This window comes from Paenibacillus auburnensis, assembly GCF_927798115.1.
Lineage (GTDB): Bacteria > Bacillota > Bacilli > Paenibacillales > Paenibacillaceae > Paenibacillus_AQ > Paenibacillus_AQ auburnensis.
In genome coordinates this window covers 2279106-2294669 of the sequence record NZ_CAKMMG010000001.1, presented here as the reverse complement: position 1 = coordinate 2294669, position 15564 = coordinate 2279106, and the positions used below count along the sequence as shown (strand labels likewise).

Genomic DNA, 15564 nt, shown 5'->3' with positions numbered 1-15564 from the left:
TGTAATATTATTGGAAATAGGGGAAGTATAGAGTGAATCCTTGCAGAGGTTCCTAATCGGAAAGGAGTGATGTGTATGAGTCATACAGATCCTGAACAGTCCGAATATGAAAAGCTTGTGCCTGCCAGGAAGCTAGCGGGCACAGCCGTTACGGAACGTCAAACCGCCTATATAGATGATCAGTTACTTCCGCAGCAGAAGATTGAGGCCGGTGGCCCTCCGCGGAGGGTGGATTTGGATACCCTGCCGGCTCCTATCCGGTATATTGGTTATGCTGTGATGTTCGGTATCCCCGTTTTATTCTTAGTATTAATTATTGTTAGCTTTATCAAATAAGCAGGCGGGGTTTTTGCCGCTGATGTTTTTATGTTTAGTTTTATCTTTTTATCTTTTTATCTTTTTATCTTTAGTGTTTATCTTTTATGGTTGATAACGCTGAGGCGCAGCCAGCCGTTATGCCTTTGCTGCCCTTACTCCTTCGAACTGGGGAAGGTTTCTGTTAGGTGGAAGCGCGGAGGGGATTTTGGAACTGTAGGAGCGGTAGCGTCCGCCTTTATGTTTGGATTTCTACCGCTGCTAGCGGTATTAATCAGGAAATCCAAACATAACAGCGGCCGGAAGTCCAAAATCCCCGCAGCAGCGCCCATCACCTAACCACCCAACACCCAACCAGCGCCACCACCAATCCAAAGAAATCTTTCCCAGTTTGACACCCGCCTCAACATCTGTCATAATTCTGTTAAATGAATATGCGCCTTTAATTCAGTCCCGTGAGGCTGGCAAGGTAACGTGAATCGAGGTTCGCGACTTAGAAAGGAATCCGTATGAGTACGGAGGGCCTTTTTATGCGCGCGGACACGCCATCTTTAGTAATCTGCGGATTTCACTCCTTGCCTGTTTCGGGCAAGGAGTTTTTTGATTTCCGGGAGCTTGAACGGGCGTACAAGCGAGAGGATGGCCAGATAATGTATACCGAGAAGAATGTAATTATGGATGAGACGGCAATTCGCCGGGCGCTGTCGCGCATTGCACATGAGATTTTGGAGAAGAACAAAGGGATTGAGAATTGCCTGCTGATCGGCATCCGCACACGCGGGGTGTACCTGGCACAGCGAATCGCGGAACGGATCAAGGAGATCGAGGGTGTTGATATCCCTTGGGGAGAGCTCGACATTACGCATTACCGGGATGACCGCGAAGGCGGCGACAACCGGGAAGCAATGGACCGGGCGGTCGTGGAGAGCAATGTGACCCTTCCCGCCGGCACCAGCGGCATCCGTGACAAAAAAGTGATTTTGTTCGACGATGTGCTCTACACCGGCCGTACGATCCGCGCAGCAATGGATGCACTGATGGATTGCGGACGGCCGCGGATGATTCAGCTAGCTGTGCTGGCCGACCGCGGACACCGCGAGCTGCCGATCCGGCCGGACTACATCGGCAAAAACGTACCGACCTCCAGACATGAGCAAATCGAAGTGGCGCTGAAGGAATATGACGGCAGAGACGAGGTTTACATTATTTCGAACCGGGAGGAACGATAACAATGATGACAGCAACCAAGGTGAAGGAACGTAGTCTGCTGGGGATTAAGGAGCTGGACCGGACAGAGATTTTGCAGCTTTTGAACAGAACGGCTTACTGGGACAATCAGAGCGAGAAGCTGAACCCGGTGCTGAAGTCGCACTTTGTAGCCAATATGTTTTTTGAGAATAGCACGCGTACCCGCTTTTCCTTTGAAATGGCCGAGAAACGCCTGGGGGTTCAGGTGCTGAACTTCACAGCTGCGGCTTCTAGTGTAGAAAAAGGCGAGTCGATCTACGATACAGTCCGTACGCTGGAATCGATGGGGATCGACGCCGGAGTTGTGCGTTTGAAGCCTGCGGGTGTCCTGCAGCAGCTTTCGGAGAAGGTATCTATACCGCTGGTTAATGCAGGGGACGGGAACAACGAGCATCCGACGCAGGCGCTGCTGGACATGTATACGATGACCAAAAACTTTGGCGAGCTGAAGGGCCTGAAAGTATCCATTATAGGAGACATTATGCATAGCCGCGTAGCGCGCTCGAACCTCTGGGGACTGACGAAGATGGGGGCGAAGGTGCAGTTCTGTGCACCGGACAGTATGAAGGCCCCGGAACTGGCACAGTACGCACCTTATGTAACAATGGAGGAAGCTCTGAAGGCCGATGTGGTTATGATGCTGCGTGTGCAGCTGGAACGCCATGCCACGGGTATCCTGCAGTCAGCTGAAGAGTACCGCAAGCAGTATGGACTTACCGAGGAGCGCGCGGCAAAACTGGACAAGAATACCATCATCATGCATCCGGCGCCCGTTAACCGCAATGTGGAAATTGACGATGCAGTAGTGGAGAGCAGCCAGTCGCGGATCTTCCCGCAGATGGCAAACGGGGTGCCGGTCAGAATGGCCGTGATGGAACGGGCGCTTCTGTAACCGGAGGGGAACTCATAAAAACCTGACATAAATGTATTAATAAATATACACAAAGATGAATTTTTATTATATAATAACGAGAGAGCTTGCAGCTGCGGCTTGCGGGCAAAAGGAGAATCATGACAGTGATCATTAAAAACGCCAGCGTATTGAACAAAGAAGGCGAACTGGAAATCAAGCATATCGTAGTTCAGGACGGAATGATTACAGCGATCGAAAGTGATCTGCCGGCTGCTGATGAATCTGCAGAGATTGTAGACGCTGCAGGCAAGCTGCTGACTCCCGGCCTGATTGACATGCATGTGCATCTGCGCGAGCCTGGCTTTGAGCATAAAGAAACGATTGCAACCGGTACGCTATCGGCAGCTAAGGGCGGATTTACCACGATCGCCTGCATGCCAAACACCCGCCCGGTGACAGACACCCCGGAGATCGTGGAGCTCGTCAAAGACAAAGCGCGTGAAGCCGGACTCGTTAAAGTGCTGCCTTATGCGGCAATCACCAAAAATGAGCTTGGCCGTGAGCTGACGGACTTTGCCGCCTTGAAAGAAGCTGGTGCGATTGGCTTTACCGATGACGGTGTAGGCGTACAGACTGCCCAAATGATGAAGAATGCAATGAAGCTGGCAGCAGACTTAGATATGCCGGTCATCGCCCACTGTGAAGATGATTCACTGGTGGAAGGATGCGCGGTCAACGAAGGCACCTTCGCAACGAAGCACGGACTGAAGGGAATTCCCAATGAGTCGGAAGCCATTCATGTCGGACGCGATATTCTGCTCGCCGAAGCGACTGGCGTCCACTACCATGTGTGCCATGTCAGCACGGAGCAATCGGTGCGGCTGATCCGCCAAGCTAAGCAAATCGGCATCAAAGTGACCGCTGAGGTGTGTCCACATCATTTGCTGCTCTCAGAGGAAGACATTCCAGGGCTTGATGCCAACTGGAAAATGAACCCGCCGCTGCGCTCGCGCCGTGATGTGGAAGCCTGTATTGAAGGGCTGCTGGACGGAACACTGGATATCATCGTAACCGACCATGCGCCGCACAGTGAAGAAGAGAAGGCCAAGGGCATGCAGCTTGCACCGTTTGGCATCGTCGGCTTCGAGACAGCCTTCCCGCTGCTGTATACCGCTTTTGTGGCTACAGGCAAATGGGATCTGTCACTGCTGGTACAGCGGATGACTGCTGATCCGGCCCGCGTGTTCCGGCTGAATACAGGCAGACTTGCGGTAGGAGCACCTGCCGATTTAACACTGATTGATCTGAACGAAGAGCAAGTGGTGGACCCGGCTGCTTTTGCCAGCAAAGGACGCAATACTCCTTTCACCGGCTGGAAGCTGAAGGGCTGGCCGGTTAAGACCTGGGTTGATGGCAAAGAGGTATGGACTAAAGCGTAATTAACGAACTGGTGGGACGAAAATGCCCGCTGTATGGAGCAGGTGAACCTACGGCGGCATTTTGGCGCGTACACTCCGCTAGTGATGCAAGGCATAGAATCAGACTACAGAAACAAGAAGGAGTGGAAGGGAATGCAGGCGAGATTGCTGCTACAGGACGGAACGCTTTTTACAGGCACCGCATTTGGCGCTGAAGGCGAAATGACAGGCGAGGTTGTATTTAACACAGGGATTACAGGATATCAGGAGGTGCTGTCAGATCCTTCGTATTGTGGACAGATTGTTACCATGACTTATCCGCTGATCGGAAACTATGGCATCACCCGCGATGATTTCGAATCTGTGCGTCCGTTTGTTCACGGCTTTGTTGTACGCCGCCATGAGGAAGTGCCAAGCAACTGGCGTGCTGAATATAGCGTTGATGACCTGCTGAAGGAATATGGCATTCCCGGCATCAGCGAGATCGACACCCGGATGCTGACCCGCATTATCCGCCACTACGGCACCATGAAAGCCATCCTGACTACATCGAATAAGCGTGTGGAAGAGTTGATGGAAATGATGGGAGATACAACGATTGAAGAGCTGCGCAACCAGGTTGCCCGTACTTCTACAACTAAGACTTACAGCAGCCCGGGAACCAAAGAGCGGATCGTGCTGGTTGATTACGGCGCAAAGACCGGTATTCTGCGCGAGCTGAACAGCCGCGGCTGCGACGTGGTTGTAGTACCGCATGATGTGACAGCGGACGAAATCCGCCGTCTGAACCCGGACGGTATCCAGCTGTCCAACGGCCCTGGGGACCCGAAGGATGTGCCTTATGCGGTGAAGACGATCTCCGAGCTGCTCGGTGAATATCCGATCTTCGGTATCTGTCTGGGTCACCAATTGTTCGCTCTGGCTTGCGGCGCAGACACCGAGAAGCTGAAATTCGGCCACCGCGGCGGGAACCATCCGGTCAAGGAGCTGGAAAGCGGACGCTGCTTCATCACTTCACAGAACCATGGCTACACCGTTAATGATGAATCGGTACAGAGCACGGAGCTGGAAGTGACACACATCAACAACAATGATAAGACCATTGAAGGTTTAAAACATACCCGTTACCCTGCATTTTCGGTGCAATACCATCCGGAAGCAGCGCCGGGACCGCATGACAGCAGCTATTTGTTCGACCGTTTCCTGCAAATGATTGCCGACCACAAAGCGAAGACACCTGCCGGCTCACGCCAGGCCCAGCTTGCGGCAAATGCCAGAATCACGGCACCGAAACCTACTACTAAGCTTGAAGCCGTGAAAGGAGCTCTATAACATGCCAAAGAACGATAAGCTTAAAAAAATCCTCGTCATCGGCTCCGGTCCGATCGTCATCGGGCAAGCCGCTGAGTTTGACTATGCGGGAACCCAGGCCTGCCAGGCGCTGAAAGAAGAAGGCGTTGAGGTTGTACTGATCAACAGTAACCCGGCCACGATTATGACGGATACCAATATGGCTGATAAGGTCTACATCGAGCCGATTACACTCGAATTCGTAACGGCCATTATCCGCCAAGAGCGTCCGGATGGCCTGCTGCCGACACTGGGCGGCCAGACCGGCCTGAATATGGCAGTTGAACTGGCCCGTGCCGGCGTGCTGGAGGCGGAGAACGTGAAGCTGCTCGGAACCCAGCTGGAGTCCATCGAAAAAGCAGAAGACCGCGACTTGTTCCGGGAGCTGATGCGTGAGCTGGAACAGCCAGTACCGGAAAGTACCATCATTACAACGGTTGAGGAAGCTATGAGCTTTGCTGAGGAAATCGGCTTTCCGCTGATTGTGCGTCCGGCTTATACCCTGGGCGGGACTGGCGGCGGAATTTGCGACAACGCGGAAGAGCTGCGCGAGACGGTAAAAGCAGGGATCCGTTACAGCCCGATCGGCCAGTGTCTGGTGGAGAAGAGTATCGCCGGCATGAAGGAAGTAGAATATGAAGTAATGCGTGACGCGAATGACAACTGTATCGTAGTCTGCAACATGGAGAACTTTGATCCTGTTGGTGTACATACAGGAGATAGTATCGTCGTAGCGCCGAGCCAGACACTCTCAGACCGTGAATACCAGATGCTGCGCAGCGCTTCGCTGAAGATTATCCGTGCGCTGAATATCGAAGGCGGCTGCAACGTGCAGTTCGCGCTTGATCCGCAGAGCTACCAATATTATGTAATTGAAGTAAACCCGCGCGTAAGCCGCTCCTCGGCGCTGGCCTCGAAGGCGACCGGTTATCCGATTGCCAAAATGGCAGCCAAAATCGCCCTCGGCTACACGCTGGATGAGATCGTCAATCCGGTTACCGGCCAGACCTATGCCTGCTTTGAGCCGACACTGGATTACATCGTCAGCAAAATCCCGCGCTGGCCGTTCGACAAGTTCATTTACGCGAACCGCAAGCTGGGCACACAAATGAAAGCGACCGGAGAAGTAATGGCGATTGGCCGTACCTTTGAAGAGTCGATCCATAAAGCGATCCGTTCCCTGGAAATCGGTGTACACCGCTTCCGTCTGCCGGGCGCCGAGCTGCTGGAAGAGAGCGTGCTGCGAACCCGCCTGGCGAAGCCCGATGATGAGCGTCTGTTCCTGATTGCGGAAGCGTTCCGCCGCGGCTACGGCCTGCAGGAAATTCAGGATATCACGAACGTGGACTGGTGGTTCCTGTCCAAGATTGAAGGCCTGATTAACTTTGAGGATGTGCTGCGCAGTGAAGAGACGTTAAGCGCAGAAACACTCTACCAGGCCAAACGTAAAGGCTTTACTGACCGGGCTATTGCCGAAATTCGTGCAGAAGGACGCCCGGGCGGGGCACAGACGAAGGAAGCAGATGTCCGTATTATGCGCCTGCAACAGGGCCTGACGCCGGTCTTCAAGATGGTAGATACCTGTGCGGCTGAGTTCGAAGCGACAACACCTTACTACTACTCTACCTATGAGACAGAAAATGAAGTGACCCATTCGGATAAGCAAAAAGTAATCGTGCTCGGTTCCGGTCCGATCCGGATCGGCCAGGGGATTGAATTTGACTACTCTACCGTACATGCGGTATGGGCCATTCAAAAGGCCGGCTACGAAGCTGTCATTATCAACAACAATCCGGAGACCGTATCGACGGACTTTAATACTTCAGACCGGCTGTATTTTGAACCGCTGTTCTTTGAAGATGTAATGAACGTGATCGCACAGGAGAATCCGATTGGGGTCATCGTCCAATTCGGCGGACAAACGGCGATCAACCTTGCTGCGCCGCTGGCGGCAGCCGGTGTTAATATTCTCGGCACGAGCCTGGAGAGCATTGATGAAGCTGAAGACCGCAAGCGGTTCGAAGCACTGCTGGCCCGCCTCGATATCGCTCAGCCGAAAGGCAAGACGGTTACCGATGCCAGTCAGGCTGTAGAAACTGCACAATCACTCGGCTATCCGGTGCTTGTACGCCCTTCTTATGTACTAGGCGGACGCGCAATGGAGATTGTCTACAATGATGCTGAGCTGATGAGCTATATGGTGGAAGCGGTGAAGGTTAATCCGGAGCACCCGGTGCTGATCGACCGTTATATGCTGGGTAAAGAGGTCGAGGTTGATGCGATCTGCGACGGCGAAACGGTTGTTATTCCGGGCATCATGGAGCACGTGGAACGCGCAGGCGTTCACTCCGGCGACTCAATCGCTGTATACCCTCCGCAGTATCTGGATGAAGGGCTGAAACAGAAGATCAGTGAAATTACGATCAAGATTGCCAAAGAGCTGAAAACGATCGGACTGGTCAACATCCAGTTTGTTATTTACCAGAATGAAGTATATGTAATCGAAGTGAATCCGCGCTCCTCGCGTACGGTTCCTTTCCTGAGCAAGGTAACCGGCATTCCGATGGCTAACCTGGCAACCAAAATCATCCTCGGCGGCAAGCTGAAGGAAGATGGTTACACAGAAGGCCTGTGGCCGGAAAGCGACTATGTATCGGTTAAAGTGCCGGTGTTCTCCTTTGCCAAGCTGCGCAGAGTAGAGCCTACCCTGGGACCTGAAATGAAATCTACCGGTGAAGTTATGGGCCGCGACAAGCTGTATGCTAAGGCGCTGTACAAAGGGCTGATCGGTGCGGGTATGAAAATTCCGGCAACCGGTGCGATCATCGTTACAGTAGCGGACAAAGATAAAGCTGAGGCAGTAGAGCTGATGAAGGGCTTCCACGCTATGGGCTACAAAATCATCGCAACCGGCGGTACGGCGCAGGCGCTTGAACAGGCCGGCCTGAACGTGATGAACGTCAACAAGCTGGATGAAGGTGAGCCTACCATCCTTGACCTGATCCGCAGCGGTCAAGCCAACTTCGTATTCAATACCCTGACCAAAGGCAAGACGCCGGAACGCGACGGCTTCCGTATCCGCCGCGAAGCGGTAGAGAACGGGGTCGTATGTATGACATCACTGGATACGGTAACGGCGCTGCTGAGAATGCTGCAGACGATTAACTTCTCGTCGCAGTCGATGCCAGCTTTTGTCGGACAATAAAATAGAAAATTACGGGCAGCTTCCGGGCGGTTCCACAAAGGACGGTTTGCGTTATCGCAGACCGTTCCGCTGTGCCCGGGACCTGTACTGAAGGAGATGGATAACAACCATGGAGCAGACTCCAGAACAGGCCCAACATGAGAGTATCGGTCATATCACCAAACGGGATGAAATGGCCGGAAGGCTGATGATTCCCCTTGATTATCCTGATGCAGCCGAGGCCAGGGTACTGATCGATAAGCTGGAAGGCATCCCGTGCTACCTGAAAGTCGGCATGCAGCTGTTCTATGCAGCTGGACCGGACTTTATCCGGGAGCTGAAGGACCGCGGGTATTCCGTGTTCCTTGATGTCAAAATGCATGATATCCCGAACACCGTCCGTGGTGGAGCGGAGAGCATCACGAGGCTCGGCGTGGATATGTTCAATGTCCATGCTTCCGGAGGCAAGGCGATGATGACAGCAGCGCTTGAGGGGGCCGCGAAGGCAGTCAGCCTGCATCCTTCACTGCATATTCCGCTGATTATCGCGGTGACACAGCTTACGAGTACCAGCCAGGAAGTCATGAATGGAGAAATTGGTATTGCCGGGAACGTAGAGGATACCGTGGTGCGCTACGCCCGTCTGGCGGCAGAAGCCGGCCTGCACGGCGTCGTTGCTTCCCCGCAGGAGTCTGCAGCTATCGCTGCGGCCTGCGGTCCGGAGTTCGTTACTGTGACTCCGGGTATCCGTCCGGCAGGCGCCTCACTGGACGATCAATCCCGGGTTATGACGCCTGGACAAGCTATCCGGCAGGGCAGCCACTTCCTTGTAGTGGGCCGCCCGATTACCGCAGCAGCCGATCCGCGCGCAGCTGCACTATCAATCATTGAGGAGATGACTCAAGTATGAGTACATTATCGAATACAAGCGAACAGGTCGCAGCTTATCTATTGGAGATTGGGGCGGTTGCACTGCGCCCGCAGGACCCGTTCACCTGGACCTCAGGCATTAAATCGCCAATCTATTGCGACAACCGTCTGACTCTGTCTTTTCCGGAAGTGCGTAACTATATCGCAAATGGCTTCGCAGAGCTGATTAAATCCAGCTACCCTGAAGCTCAGGTAATTGCAGGTACAGCGACTGCGGGTATCCCGCACGCGGCCTGGGTGGCCGACAAGCTGAACCTGCCGATGGCCTACATCCGTGACAAGGCCAAGGGCCACGGCAAACAGAACCAGATCGAAGGCATCATCTCTCCCGGCCAAAAGGTTATTGTCATCGAGGACCTGATCTCCACCGGGGGCAGCTCGATCAAAGCGGCTCAGGCCGTAGAAGAAGCAGGCGGAGAAGTGCTGGCGGTACTGGCGATTTTCAGCTATGAGCTGGACCGTGCGACTGAAGGCTTCACTGCAGCCGGAGTGCCCCTGCAAAGCCTGTCCAACTACACCACTCTGATTGATGTAGCCCTGAGCCAAGGCAAGATCGCCGAGGGCGATGTAGCTCTGCTGCAATCGTGGCGTAAAGATCCGGCATCGTTTGGAGTGTAAGTGTAAGGATCGGCCCATTAAGTTAACACAAGCTTGAGTCCGGCGTGCCAACTGGCCGCCGGAAGGCATTACATGCGGGAGTTCCGGTTTTTCAGTAATGAAATCCGGAAGTCGCGCATATTTTTTTATCATAGTGGGGTATCCTATAATTGCAGCGTTGAACAACAACCTCAAGGGAGACATCCATCATGAACTGGATATACTTTGCAAAGCTGTTCAGGACGAGATTTCAAGCAGGCTGCCTGGCAAAAAGACTGGAGCAGGACGGCTGGATTTACGGCTATCATGACCCGCGTTTTGTAGAGATTTACCGTTCACGGAAAGGGCGTTACGGGGTGCGATTCTTACCCTGAAGAATTAACAATTTCATCCTTGACTTTAGGGCCTCATTTAATGTATATTAACTATTGTCGCTGTTTGAATATGATTACTGACGCGGGGTGGAGCAGCCCGGTAGCTCGTCGGGCTCATAACCCGAAGGCCGCAGGTTCAAATCCTGCCCCCGCAACCAATTTATTTTCCTACAGCCATTGTACATTCGGATACTTTAGATCCGGGCCCTTAGCTCAGTTGGTTAGAGCGGTCGGCTCATAACCGATTGGTCACAGGTTCGAGTCCTGTAGGGCCCACTTCACTAAACCCCTTGCCTAGCAAGGGGTTTTTGCTATAAGTAGGCTCGATGGAGCGAATATGCGGGAGTGGGGAAAGGCTATATTTTTAAGCTTGCTAACGGAGACTTTTATTTCACAGGTCCAAGCTGCTTTTCTGCAAATTTATTGAGTTCATTTTCAATTCTCTCAACGGCCTCTTCCTGCATGATCGGCAACAGATGTGAGCGAATGACAACTATAGGACAAGCTCCTTATCAAGGTCTTCATTGTGGTGCATATATTAACAATGTACAGTGGACTAACGCTTTAATTGGTACAAGTCAATCCTCTAATCATACTTAGACTAATAGCGATCAAGCAACAAGTGCACCGGATGGTTCATATGGCTATCATACTTATACTCTAGATGTAGTAACCTATGAATTTCTGAATGCAGCAAATGAAACGGATTTTATTAATCTCAATTAAATTACATTTAAGTTGCATTTAATAAGATTAGTAGGGTACCCTTTTAGGGTACTCTACTCTAATTTTAGGGGGAAACTTTATGAAATCAAAAACACTGAAAATATTAACTTTAACGAGTATTCTGGCGATTGGGATTTCAAATATTGCATATGCCACAACATCACTGTCCGAAAAAACTATTAATCACTTAAAGGTTAATCAATACTATGTATTGTATACAGCGCCTAAGGCACCTTACATTGACTCCAAGCAAAGATTAATGGTTCCACTTCGGTCAATCAGTGAATTGCTTGGTGGCGAAGTTACGTATAATTCTAAATCTAAAACTGCTACAATTGTAATGGACAATCATAAGTTGTTGTTAACAAGTAACTCAAAGACAGCATCTTTGGATAATGCTGAGAGGTCTATGGATACTGTTCCTGTAATTTACAAGGGTTCCATGATTATACCCATGAAAATTATACTGGAATCTTTCCAAATCAAGGCTAATATTAACTCTAACTACGGATACGTGAATATACAAGACAGTCGGTTATTAAAAACAAAAATAGTCAGTAATTTTGAAGAGTTTGATTCGTCCCTAAACAGCATCGTTGATAATGAGAATGCATTCTTGCCTTTGCAGACAACAATTACAACTGAAACAGACCATTTGCTCTCTACAGTGAAAGTTGGAATTACAGCACAGAATATCTCCGGTAAAAATATCTCTACTGGAAGAGAAGATCTTCATCCTGTATTTCTAACAAAGGGGAAATATGTACTTGATTCGGATGGAGCATGGCCTGGTTCCAAAGCCAGAACTCGTCCAGCGGTTAAAGTGGATGAAAAGATTCAAAGATCATGGGAATTTTCTATCGAGAATAGTGATCCGTTACTATATATCTTAGCTAAAGGCAGGACTTTTAGCCAATCTATAAACAACTAAAATCAAGTTATTTGTAACCAGCAGATTTAAGAATATTTACGCAATTATCGCGAATATTGTATGAAACCGTTAATTCTAGTAAAAGGAATTCTAAAACCCATACTTTTGCAACTGCAGGCCGTCTTAATCAGACGGCTTTTTGACATCAAATTACCCTCTGGGTGTAAAGGAGGATACCTAATGGAGTTAAGAAGGTTTAAGGATGAGGATATTAATCAGATCGTCTCTATATTCTACGAAACCGTGCATTCCGTCAACAAACGGGATTACACCGGGGAGCAGCTTCATGCCTGGGCACCCAAAGAGGAAGAGCCGCTTAAGCTGAAGGCTTGGAAAGACGCGCTGAGTCACAATTTCACCTACGTTGCGGATATCAAAGGTGAAATCGTTGGATTTTCTGATATGAATCAAGAGGGGCATGTAGAGAGACTTTTTGTTCATAAGGATTATCTTCGGCAGGGGGTTGCTTCTGCTTTGGTAAACACACTTGAAGCTGAAGCAAGGCGGTTAGGACTTAATGAAATGGATACAGAGGCAAGTATAACTGCCAGGCCATTTTTTGAACGTTTAGGATACCATGTAATCCAGCAGCAGATCGTTGAACGTAAAGGTGTAGGGTTAGTTAATTTTAAGATGGTGAAAACACTACGCTAATATCAGCGACCATATATACTCCGAACAGAAATGGAGACTGGACACGATGAGAATGTATACAGACCCTAGAGGCGGAGCATATGAGCAGGTAATTGATCTGGCGATATCGAATTCGGAATGTTTTGTGCTGGGGAGAAGATTCCAGCCGATATGGCGTTACGGGACCGGTACACAGGTGTTTTGGAGGCGCTGGAGCCTTATCTGTTGAAGACCATCATAATCCAGAACAATAATATGGATGAGCTTATGCGAATCAGGAAGATATATAACAGTCATGCCTTCTATAGCGCTGGGACTTATTACTTATTCCGATGCTGTGAAGAAAGCGGGAAGCTGCTGAAGCAAATGGCAAGCCGCCTGTCGGACTGGATATACCCTAAACTGCCGGAGGACTTGTGTTTCTTGAAAAAAGGCGGCGGAGATTACCTGTACTCGGTAGTCCATGAACATATGTACGGAATGGATGTAACGGAGGAGGAAGCGGGTGAGCTGATGGAGCGGGTTAAGGGACTGTTTTTGGAATTAAAAGCACACCGTGATCTGGATCGTCTGCTGGACGATGCCATTAAACATCAGACTGACTGGCTGTATATAAGCGGACATAGGCTGACGGAGCTGCCGGAACGAATCCGGGAGCTTACAGAGCTGCGGGAGCTGGAGATTTTTGAACAAGATCTGTATCGTCTGCCCGAAGGGCTGTTCGAATTAAGCAAGCTGGAATGTCTGAAAATTTTATCTGCTGATCTGGAGGGCATTCCTGCATCTATAGCAAGACTGAAGAATCTGAAAGTACTGTCTATCCAGTGTGCGAGCTCGGACCGGCCGGCTCCCGGGTATCAGGCCAAGCCCAGGGAGGAGATCAGCCTAAACCGCATCCCGCCGGAGATCGGGGAACTGGAACAACTGGAGCAGCTGACGATTCAATACACCTCGATCCGTGAACTGCCGCCTGAACTGGAGCAGCTGAAGAATCTGCAATTCCTGGACATTGGTATGTGTCTGATCGAACGGAAGCCTGAATTTCTGGGCGGTATGAAGCAGCTGAAATACGTTAATGTGTCACGCAAATCGTTGTTCGAAATGGCATTAGACAATCCGCCCGAAGCATAAAGGTTAATAATAATCCTTCGAAGGGGAGTGATCCAACCTGTGCTTCATAACCAGGAATTCAAAGTGTACATTATAACTACTGGCGATATTATGCGGTTCTTTGTGATAGAGATCATAATCGGAACAGTGACATATGCTCTGGCGAACAAGATATTTCATAATTTTATTCTGGCAAGCGCAGGCGGATGGGTGGGCACGGAGACGATCAAATGGGTGAATGCTGCTGTGAAAATGCTGGTGAAGTAAAAATACAGCCCCGCCTCGATGAGGCGGGGCTGTATTTTTGTTGACCCAATCATCCCCGAGTGCATGCTGTGGCCAGGTATCCGTCTTACTGTGTCATGATGTTCCACAGCCCTTGGAACGCACCGGATTCGACTTCGAAAAATACCGGCGCATCGCCATAACGAACAAGTCCTTGACCAAAGAGTACCAGCTGAACCCGCGTCTTATCTTGGAGCTCCAGATAGATGACCTTGCGGTCTTCACTGTCGTAAATGCCCTGCGCGATCAGCGGTTCTGCTGCGAGCGGTTTGGCTGCCAGGAGGGCCGACAGGAAGCTGTCAAGCGCTTCACTTCCGCTAAGCGGCGCGTATTGCTGCAGCCCGTTATTCCAGCTGTCGAAGCTCTCCCACTGGGCGGAAGCGATCCGGCCTTCAAGATTCAGCTTGCCGATCAGATCGGCTCCGCTGTTAACAGTGATGCCGTTCGTATGCTCATACAGCTCAGCGAATACCTGGCCGTCGATTTCCGAATAGGACATAATCAGGAAGCCGGAATCGTATCCCTTCACGGTATAGATATCTGTCTCACCGATATTGGAGGATAGCTCAGTGTAATCGTCTTTACCGCTCCATTCGTCAATACCGCCGGTCGTCCGTCCGAGACTGTCACCGCGCAGCGCGGCTGCATCAGCGGCTTCGATACGTGTAGCAGACTGTGTATAAATATTCCCCTTATACACAACCAGGGCGATCATGCTTGCCTTAACACCCGAGCTAGAATCCGGCAGCTTCAGCTTGGGAATGTCGACGCTGCCGGCCGAAGCGGCTCCGCCTATACCTGATGTTCCGGGATCCACCTGTGCCACTTGTGCAGGTGACGTTGGCCCGTTTATCTGGTTCCATATAGTAGGCGAAGCCAGACCGATTCCGGCGGCGAGTACGATACTTGCTGCGATATATATTGTCTTACGCGGACGTTTTGTCTCCTGATGCTGCTCCATTTTGGCGAGTAGTCCTTTTTTCATCTCTTCGCTGGGGTTCATTGAATCCACCGCTTTCTTATAGGTTGATCGAAACTGATCCTCGTTCACTCCGGTTCCGCTCCTTCCAGCTCCAGTTTTAACAGCTGCCGTCCCCGCTTTAGCCTCATCTTCACGGCGGACTCACTGATCTGCAGTATTTTGCTGATCTCCTGGACGGGATAATCCTCGTAATAATACAAATGGATAACAGTCTTATACTTTACGGGCAGGGCCAGCACCAGCTGTAGCATTGCCAAATCCTCGGGGCTGTCTGCTGTAAGCGGCTCGGCACCCTCCAGCTTCCTCTCGCGCTTACGCCAGCCTCTGCCCAGCGATGTTTTGCACGTGTTGGTGAGTACCCGGATCAGCCATGCCTTCTGATGTTCGGCATCCTTGAACTCCGGCGCTTTCTCCATAAGCTTAATGAAGGTATCCTGAGTAGCTTCCTCGGCATCCTGGCGGCTGCCCAGATGAACCAGGGCAATCCGGAACAGCATTTTTGAGTAGGTTTCATAACTCTTTATCACATCATTCCCCGGCCGGGACATGAATCGCTGCATGATGCTCTGCCCTCCTTTACCTATAACACCATTAAGAACGGGATTTGGTCACATTTTGTTTCCGGAAA

General features: G+C 50.8%; 15 protein-coding genes and 2 tRNA genes. 15 read left to right on the top strand and 2 right to left on the bottom strand.

What is annotated here, in order from left to right; genetic code table 11:
• The first annotated feature begins 75 nt into the window (after positions 1-75).
• From L6H70_RS10645 to L6H70_RS10575, 15 genes are all read left to right on the top strand, one after another.
• Positions 76-336 (top strand): hypothetical protein, encoded by a 261-nt coding sequence (locus L6H70_RS10645; RefSeq protein ID WP_236332619.1) that lies wholly within the window; start codon positions 76-78, stop codon positions 334-336.
• A gap of 629 nt (positions 337-965) precedes the next feature.
• Complete coding sequence (gene pyrR / locus L6H70_RS10640; RefSeq protein WP_236333232.1) at positions 966-1544, top strand: bifunctional pyr operon transcriptional regulator/uracil phosphoribosyltransferase PyrR; 579 nt, start codon at positions 966-968, stop codon at positions 1542-1544.
• A gap of 2 nt (positions 1545-1546) precedes the next feature.
• Positions 1547-2455: an aspartate carbamoyltransferase catalytic subunit gene (locus L6H70_RS10635; protein WP_236332617.1), complete on the top strand. Its 909-nt coding sequence runs from the start codon at positions 1547-1549 to the stop codon at positions 2453-2455.
• 119 nt (positions 2456-2574) lie between these two features.
• The gene (locus tag L6H70_RS10630; RefSeq protein ID WP_236332615.1) at positions 2575-3855 is read left to right on the top strand and encodes a dihydroorotase; all 1281 of its coding nucleotides are present in this window, start codon (positions 2575-2577) and stop codon (positions 3853-3855) included.
• Between the two features lie 132 nt (positions 3856-3987).
• Positions 3988-5166 carry a glutamine-hydrolyzing carbamoyl-phosphate synthase small subunit gene (carA, locus tag L6H70_RS10625; RefSeq protein ID WP_236332613.1) on the top strand — a complete coding sequence of 393 codons (1179 nt, stop codon included), beginning with the start codon at positions 3988-3990 and terminating at the stop codon, positions 5164-5166.
• A gap of 1 nt (position 5167) precedes the next feature.
• A complete protein-coding gene (carB, locus tag L6H70_RS10620) occupies positions 5168-8389 on the top strand; it encodes a carbamoyl-phosphate synthase large subunit (protein WP_236332611.1) in 3222 nt (1073 codons plus the stop codon).
• A 109-nt stretch (positions 8390-8498) separates the two neighbouring features.
• Positions 8499-9278, top strand: a complete 780-nt coding sequence (pyrF, locus tag L6H70_RS10615) for an orotidine-5'-phosphate decarboxylase (protein WP_236332609.1) — start codon at positions 8499-8501, stop codon at positions 9276-9278.
• Complete coding sequence (gene pyrE, locus L6H70_RS10610) at positions 9275-9916, top strand: orotate phosphoribosyltransferase (protein WP_236332606.1); 642 nt, start codon at positions 9275-9277, stop codon at positions 9914-9916. Before pyrF ends, pyrE begins: the two co-directional genes overlap by 4 nt.
• A gap of 188 nt (positions 9917-10104) precedes the next feature.
• A complete protein-coding gene (locus L6H70_RS10605; protein WP_019909365.1) occupies positions 10105-10269 on the top strand; it encodes a hypothetical protein in 165 nt (54 codons plus the stop codon).
• Between the two features lie 81 nt (positions 10270-10350).
• Positions 10351-10427 (top strand) — tRNA-Met (locus tag L6H70_RS10600).
• A gap of 44 nt (positions 10428-10471) precedes the next feature.
• Positions 10472-10545 (top strand) — tRNA-Ile (locus L6H70_RS10595).
• A gap of 529 nt (positions 10546-11074) precedes the next feature.
• A complete protein-coding gene (locus tag L6H70_RS10590; protein ID WP_236332604.1) occupies positions 11075-11926 on the top strand; it encodes a copper amine oxidase N-terminal domain-containing protein in 852 nt (283 codons plus the stop codon).
• Between the two features lie 180 nt (positions 11927-12106).
• A complete protein-coding gene (locus L6H70_RS10585) occupies positions 12107-12580 on the top strand; it encodes a GNAT family N-acetyltransferase (RefSeq protein ID WP_236332602.1) in 474 nt (157 codons plus the stop codon).
• A 150-nt stretch (positions 12581-12730) separates the two neighbouring features.
• A complete protein-coding gene (locus L6H70_RS10580) occupies positions 12731-13690 on the top strand; it encodes a leucine-rich repeat domain-containing protein (protein WP_236332600.1) in 960 nt (319 codons plus the stop codon).
• A 39-nt stretch (positions 13691-13729) separates the two neighbouring features.
• Complete coding sequence (locus tag L6H70_RS10575; protein ID WP_236332598.1) at positions 13730-13936, top strand: hypothetical protein; 207 nt, start codon at positions 13730-13732, stop codon at positions 13934-13936.
• A gap of 85 nt (positions 13937-14021) precedes the next feature.
• On the opposite strand, the gene L6H70_RS10570 is transcribed toward L6H70_RS10575, so the two are convergent.
• Positions 14022-15005 carry a hypothetical protein gene (locus L6H70_RS10570; protein WP_236332596.1) on the bottom strand — a complete coding sequence of 328 codons (984 nt, stop codon included), beginning with the start codon at positions 15003-15005 and terminating at the stop codon, positions 14022-14024.
• Positions 15002-15496: an RNA polymerase sigma factor gene (locus L6H70_RS10565; RefSeq protein WP_236332594.1), complete on the bottom strand. Its 495-nt coding sequence runs from the start codon at positions 15494-15496 to the stop codon at positions 15002-15004. Before L6H70_RS10565 ends, L6H70_RS10570 begins: the two co-directional genes overlap by 4 nt.
• Positions 15497-15564 lie beyond the last annotated feature (68 nt).

Excerpts from the sequence above, each read along its gene's own strand:
- L6H70_RS10630 (WP_236332615.1), top strand. The coding sequence starts at position 2,575 with ATGACAGTGATCATTAAAAACGCCAGCGTATTGAACAAAGAAGGCGAA.
- pyrE (WP_236332606.1), top strand. The coding sequence starts at position 9,275 with ATGAGTACATTATCGAATACAAGCGAACAGGTCGCAGCTTATCTATTG.
- pyrR (WP_236333232.1), top strand. The coding sequence starts at position 966 with ATGTATACCGAGAAGAATGTAATTATGGATGAGACGGCAATTCGCCGG.
- L6H70_RS10645 (WP_236332619.1), top strand. The coding sequence starts at position 76 with ATGAGTCATACAGATCCTGAACAGTCCGAATATGAAAAGCTTGTGCCT.
- pyrF (WP_236332609.1), top strand. The coding sequence starts at position 8,499 with ATGGAGCAGACTCCAGAACAGGCCCAACATGAGAGTATCGGTCATATC.
- L6H70_RS10565 (WP_236332594.1), bottom strand. The coding sequence starts at position 15,496 with ATGCAGCGATTCATGTCCCGGCCGGGGAATGATGTGATAAAGAGTTAT.
- L6H70_RS10635 (WP_236332617.1), top strand. The coding sequence starts at position 1,547 with ATGATGACAGCAACCAAGGTGAAGGAACGTAGTCTGCTGGGGATTAAG.
- carA (WP_236332613.1), top strand. The coding sequence starts at position 3,988 with ATGCAGGCGAGATTGCTGCTACAGGACGGAACGCTTTTTACAGGCACC.
- L6H70_RS10590 (WP_236332604.1), top strand. The coding sequence starts at position 11,075 with ATGAAATCAAAAACACTGAAAATATTAACTTTAACGAGTATTCTGGCG.
- L6H70_RS10605 (WP_019909365.1), top strand. The coding sequence starts at position 10,105 with ATGAACTGGATATACTTTGCAAAGCTGTTCAGGACGAGATTTCAAGCA.
- L6H70_RS10580 (WP_236332600.1), top strand. The coding sequence starts at position 12,731 with ATGGCGTTACGGGACCGGTACACAGGTGTTTTGGAGGCGCTGGAGCCT.
- carB (WP_236332611.1), top strand. The coding sequence starts at position 5,168 with ATGCCAAAGAACGATAAGCTTAAAAAAATCCTCGTCATCGGCTCCGGT.
- L6H70_RS10585 (WP_236332602.1), top strand. The coding sequence starts at position 12,107 with ATGGAGTTAAGAAGGTTTAAGGATGAGGATATTAATCAGATCGTCTCT.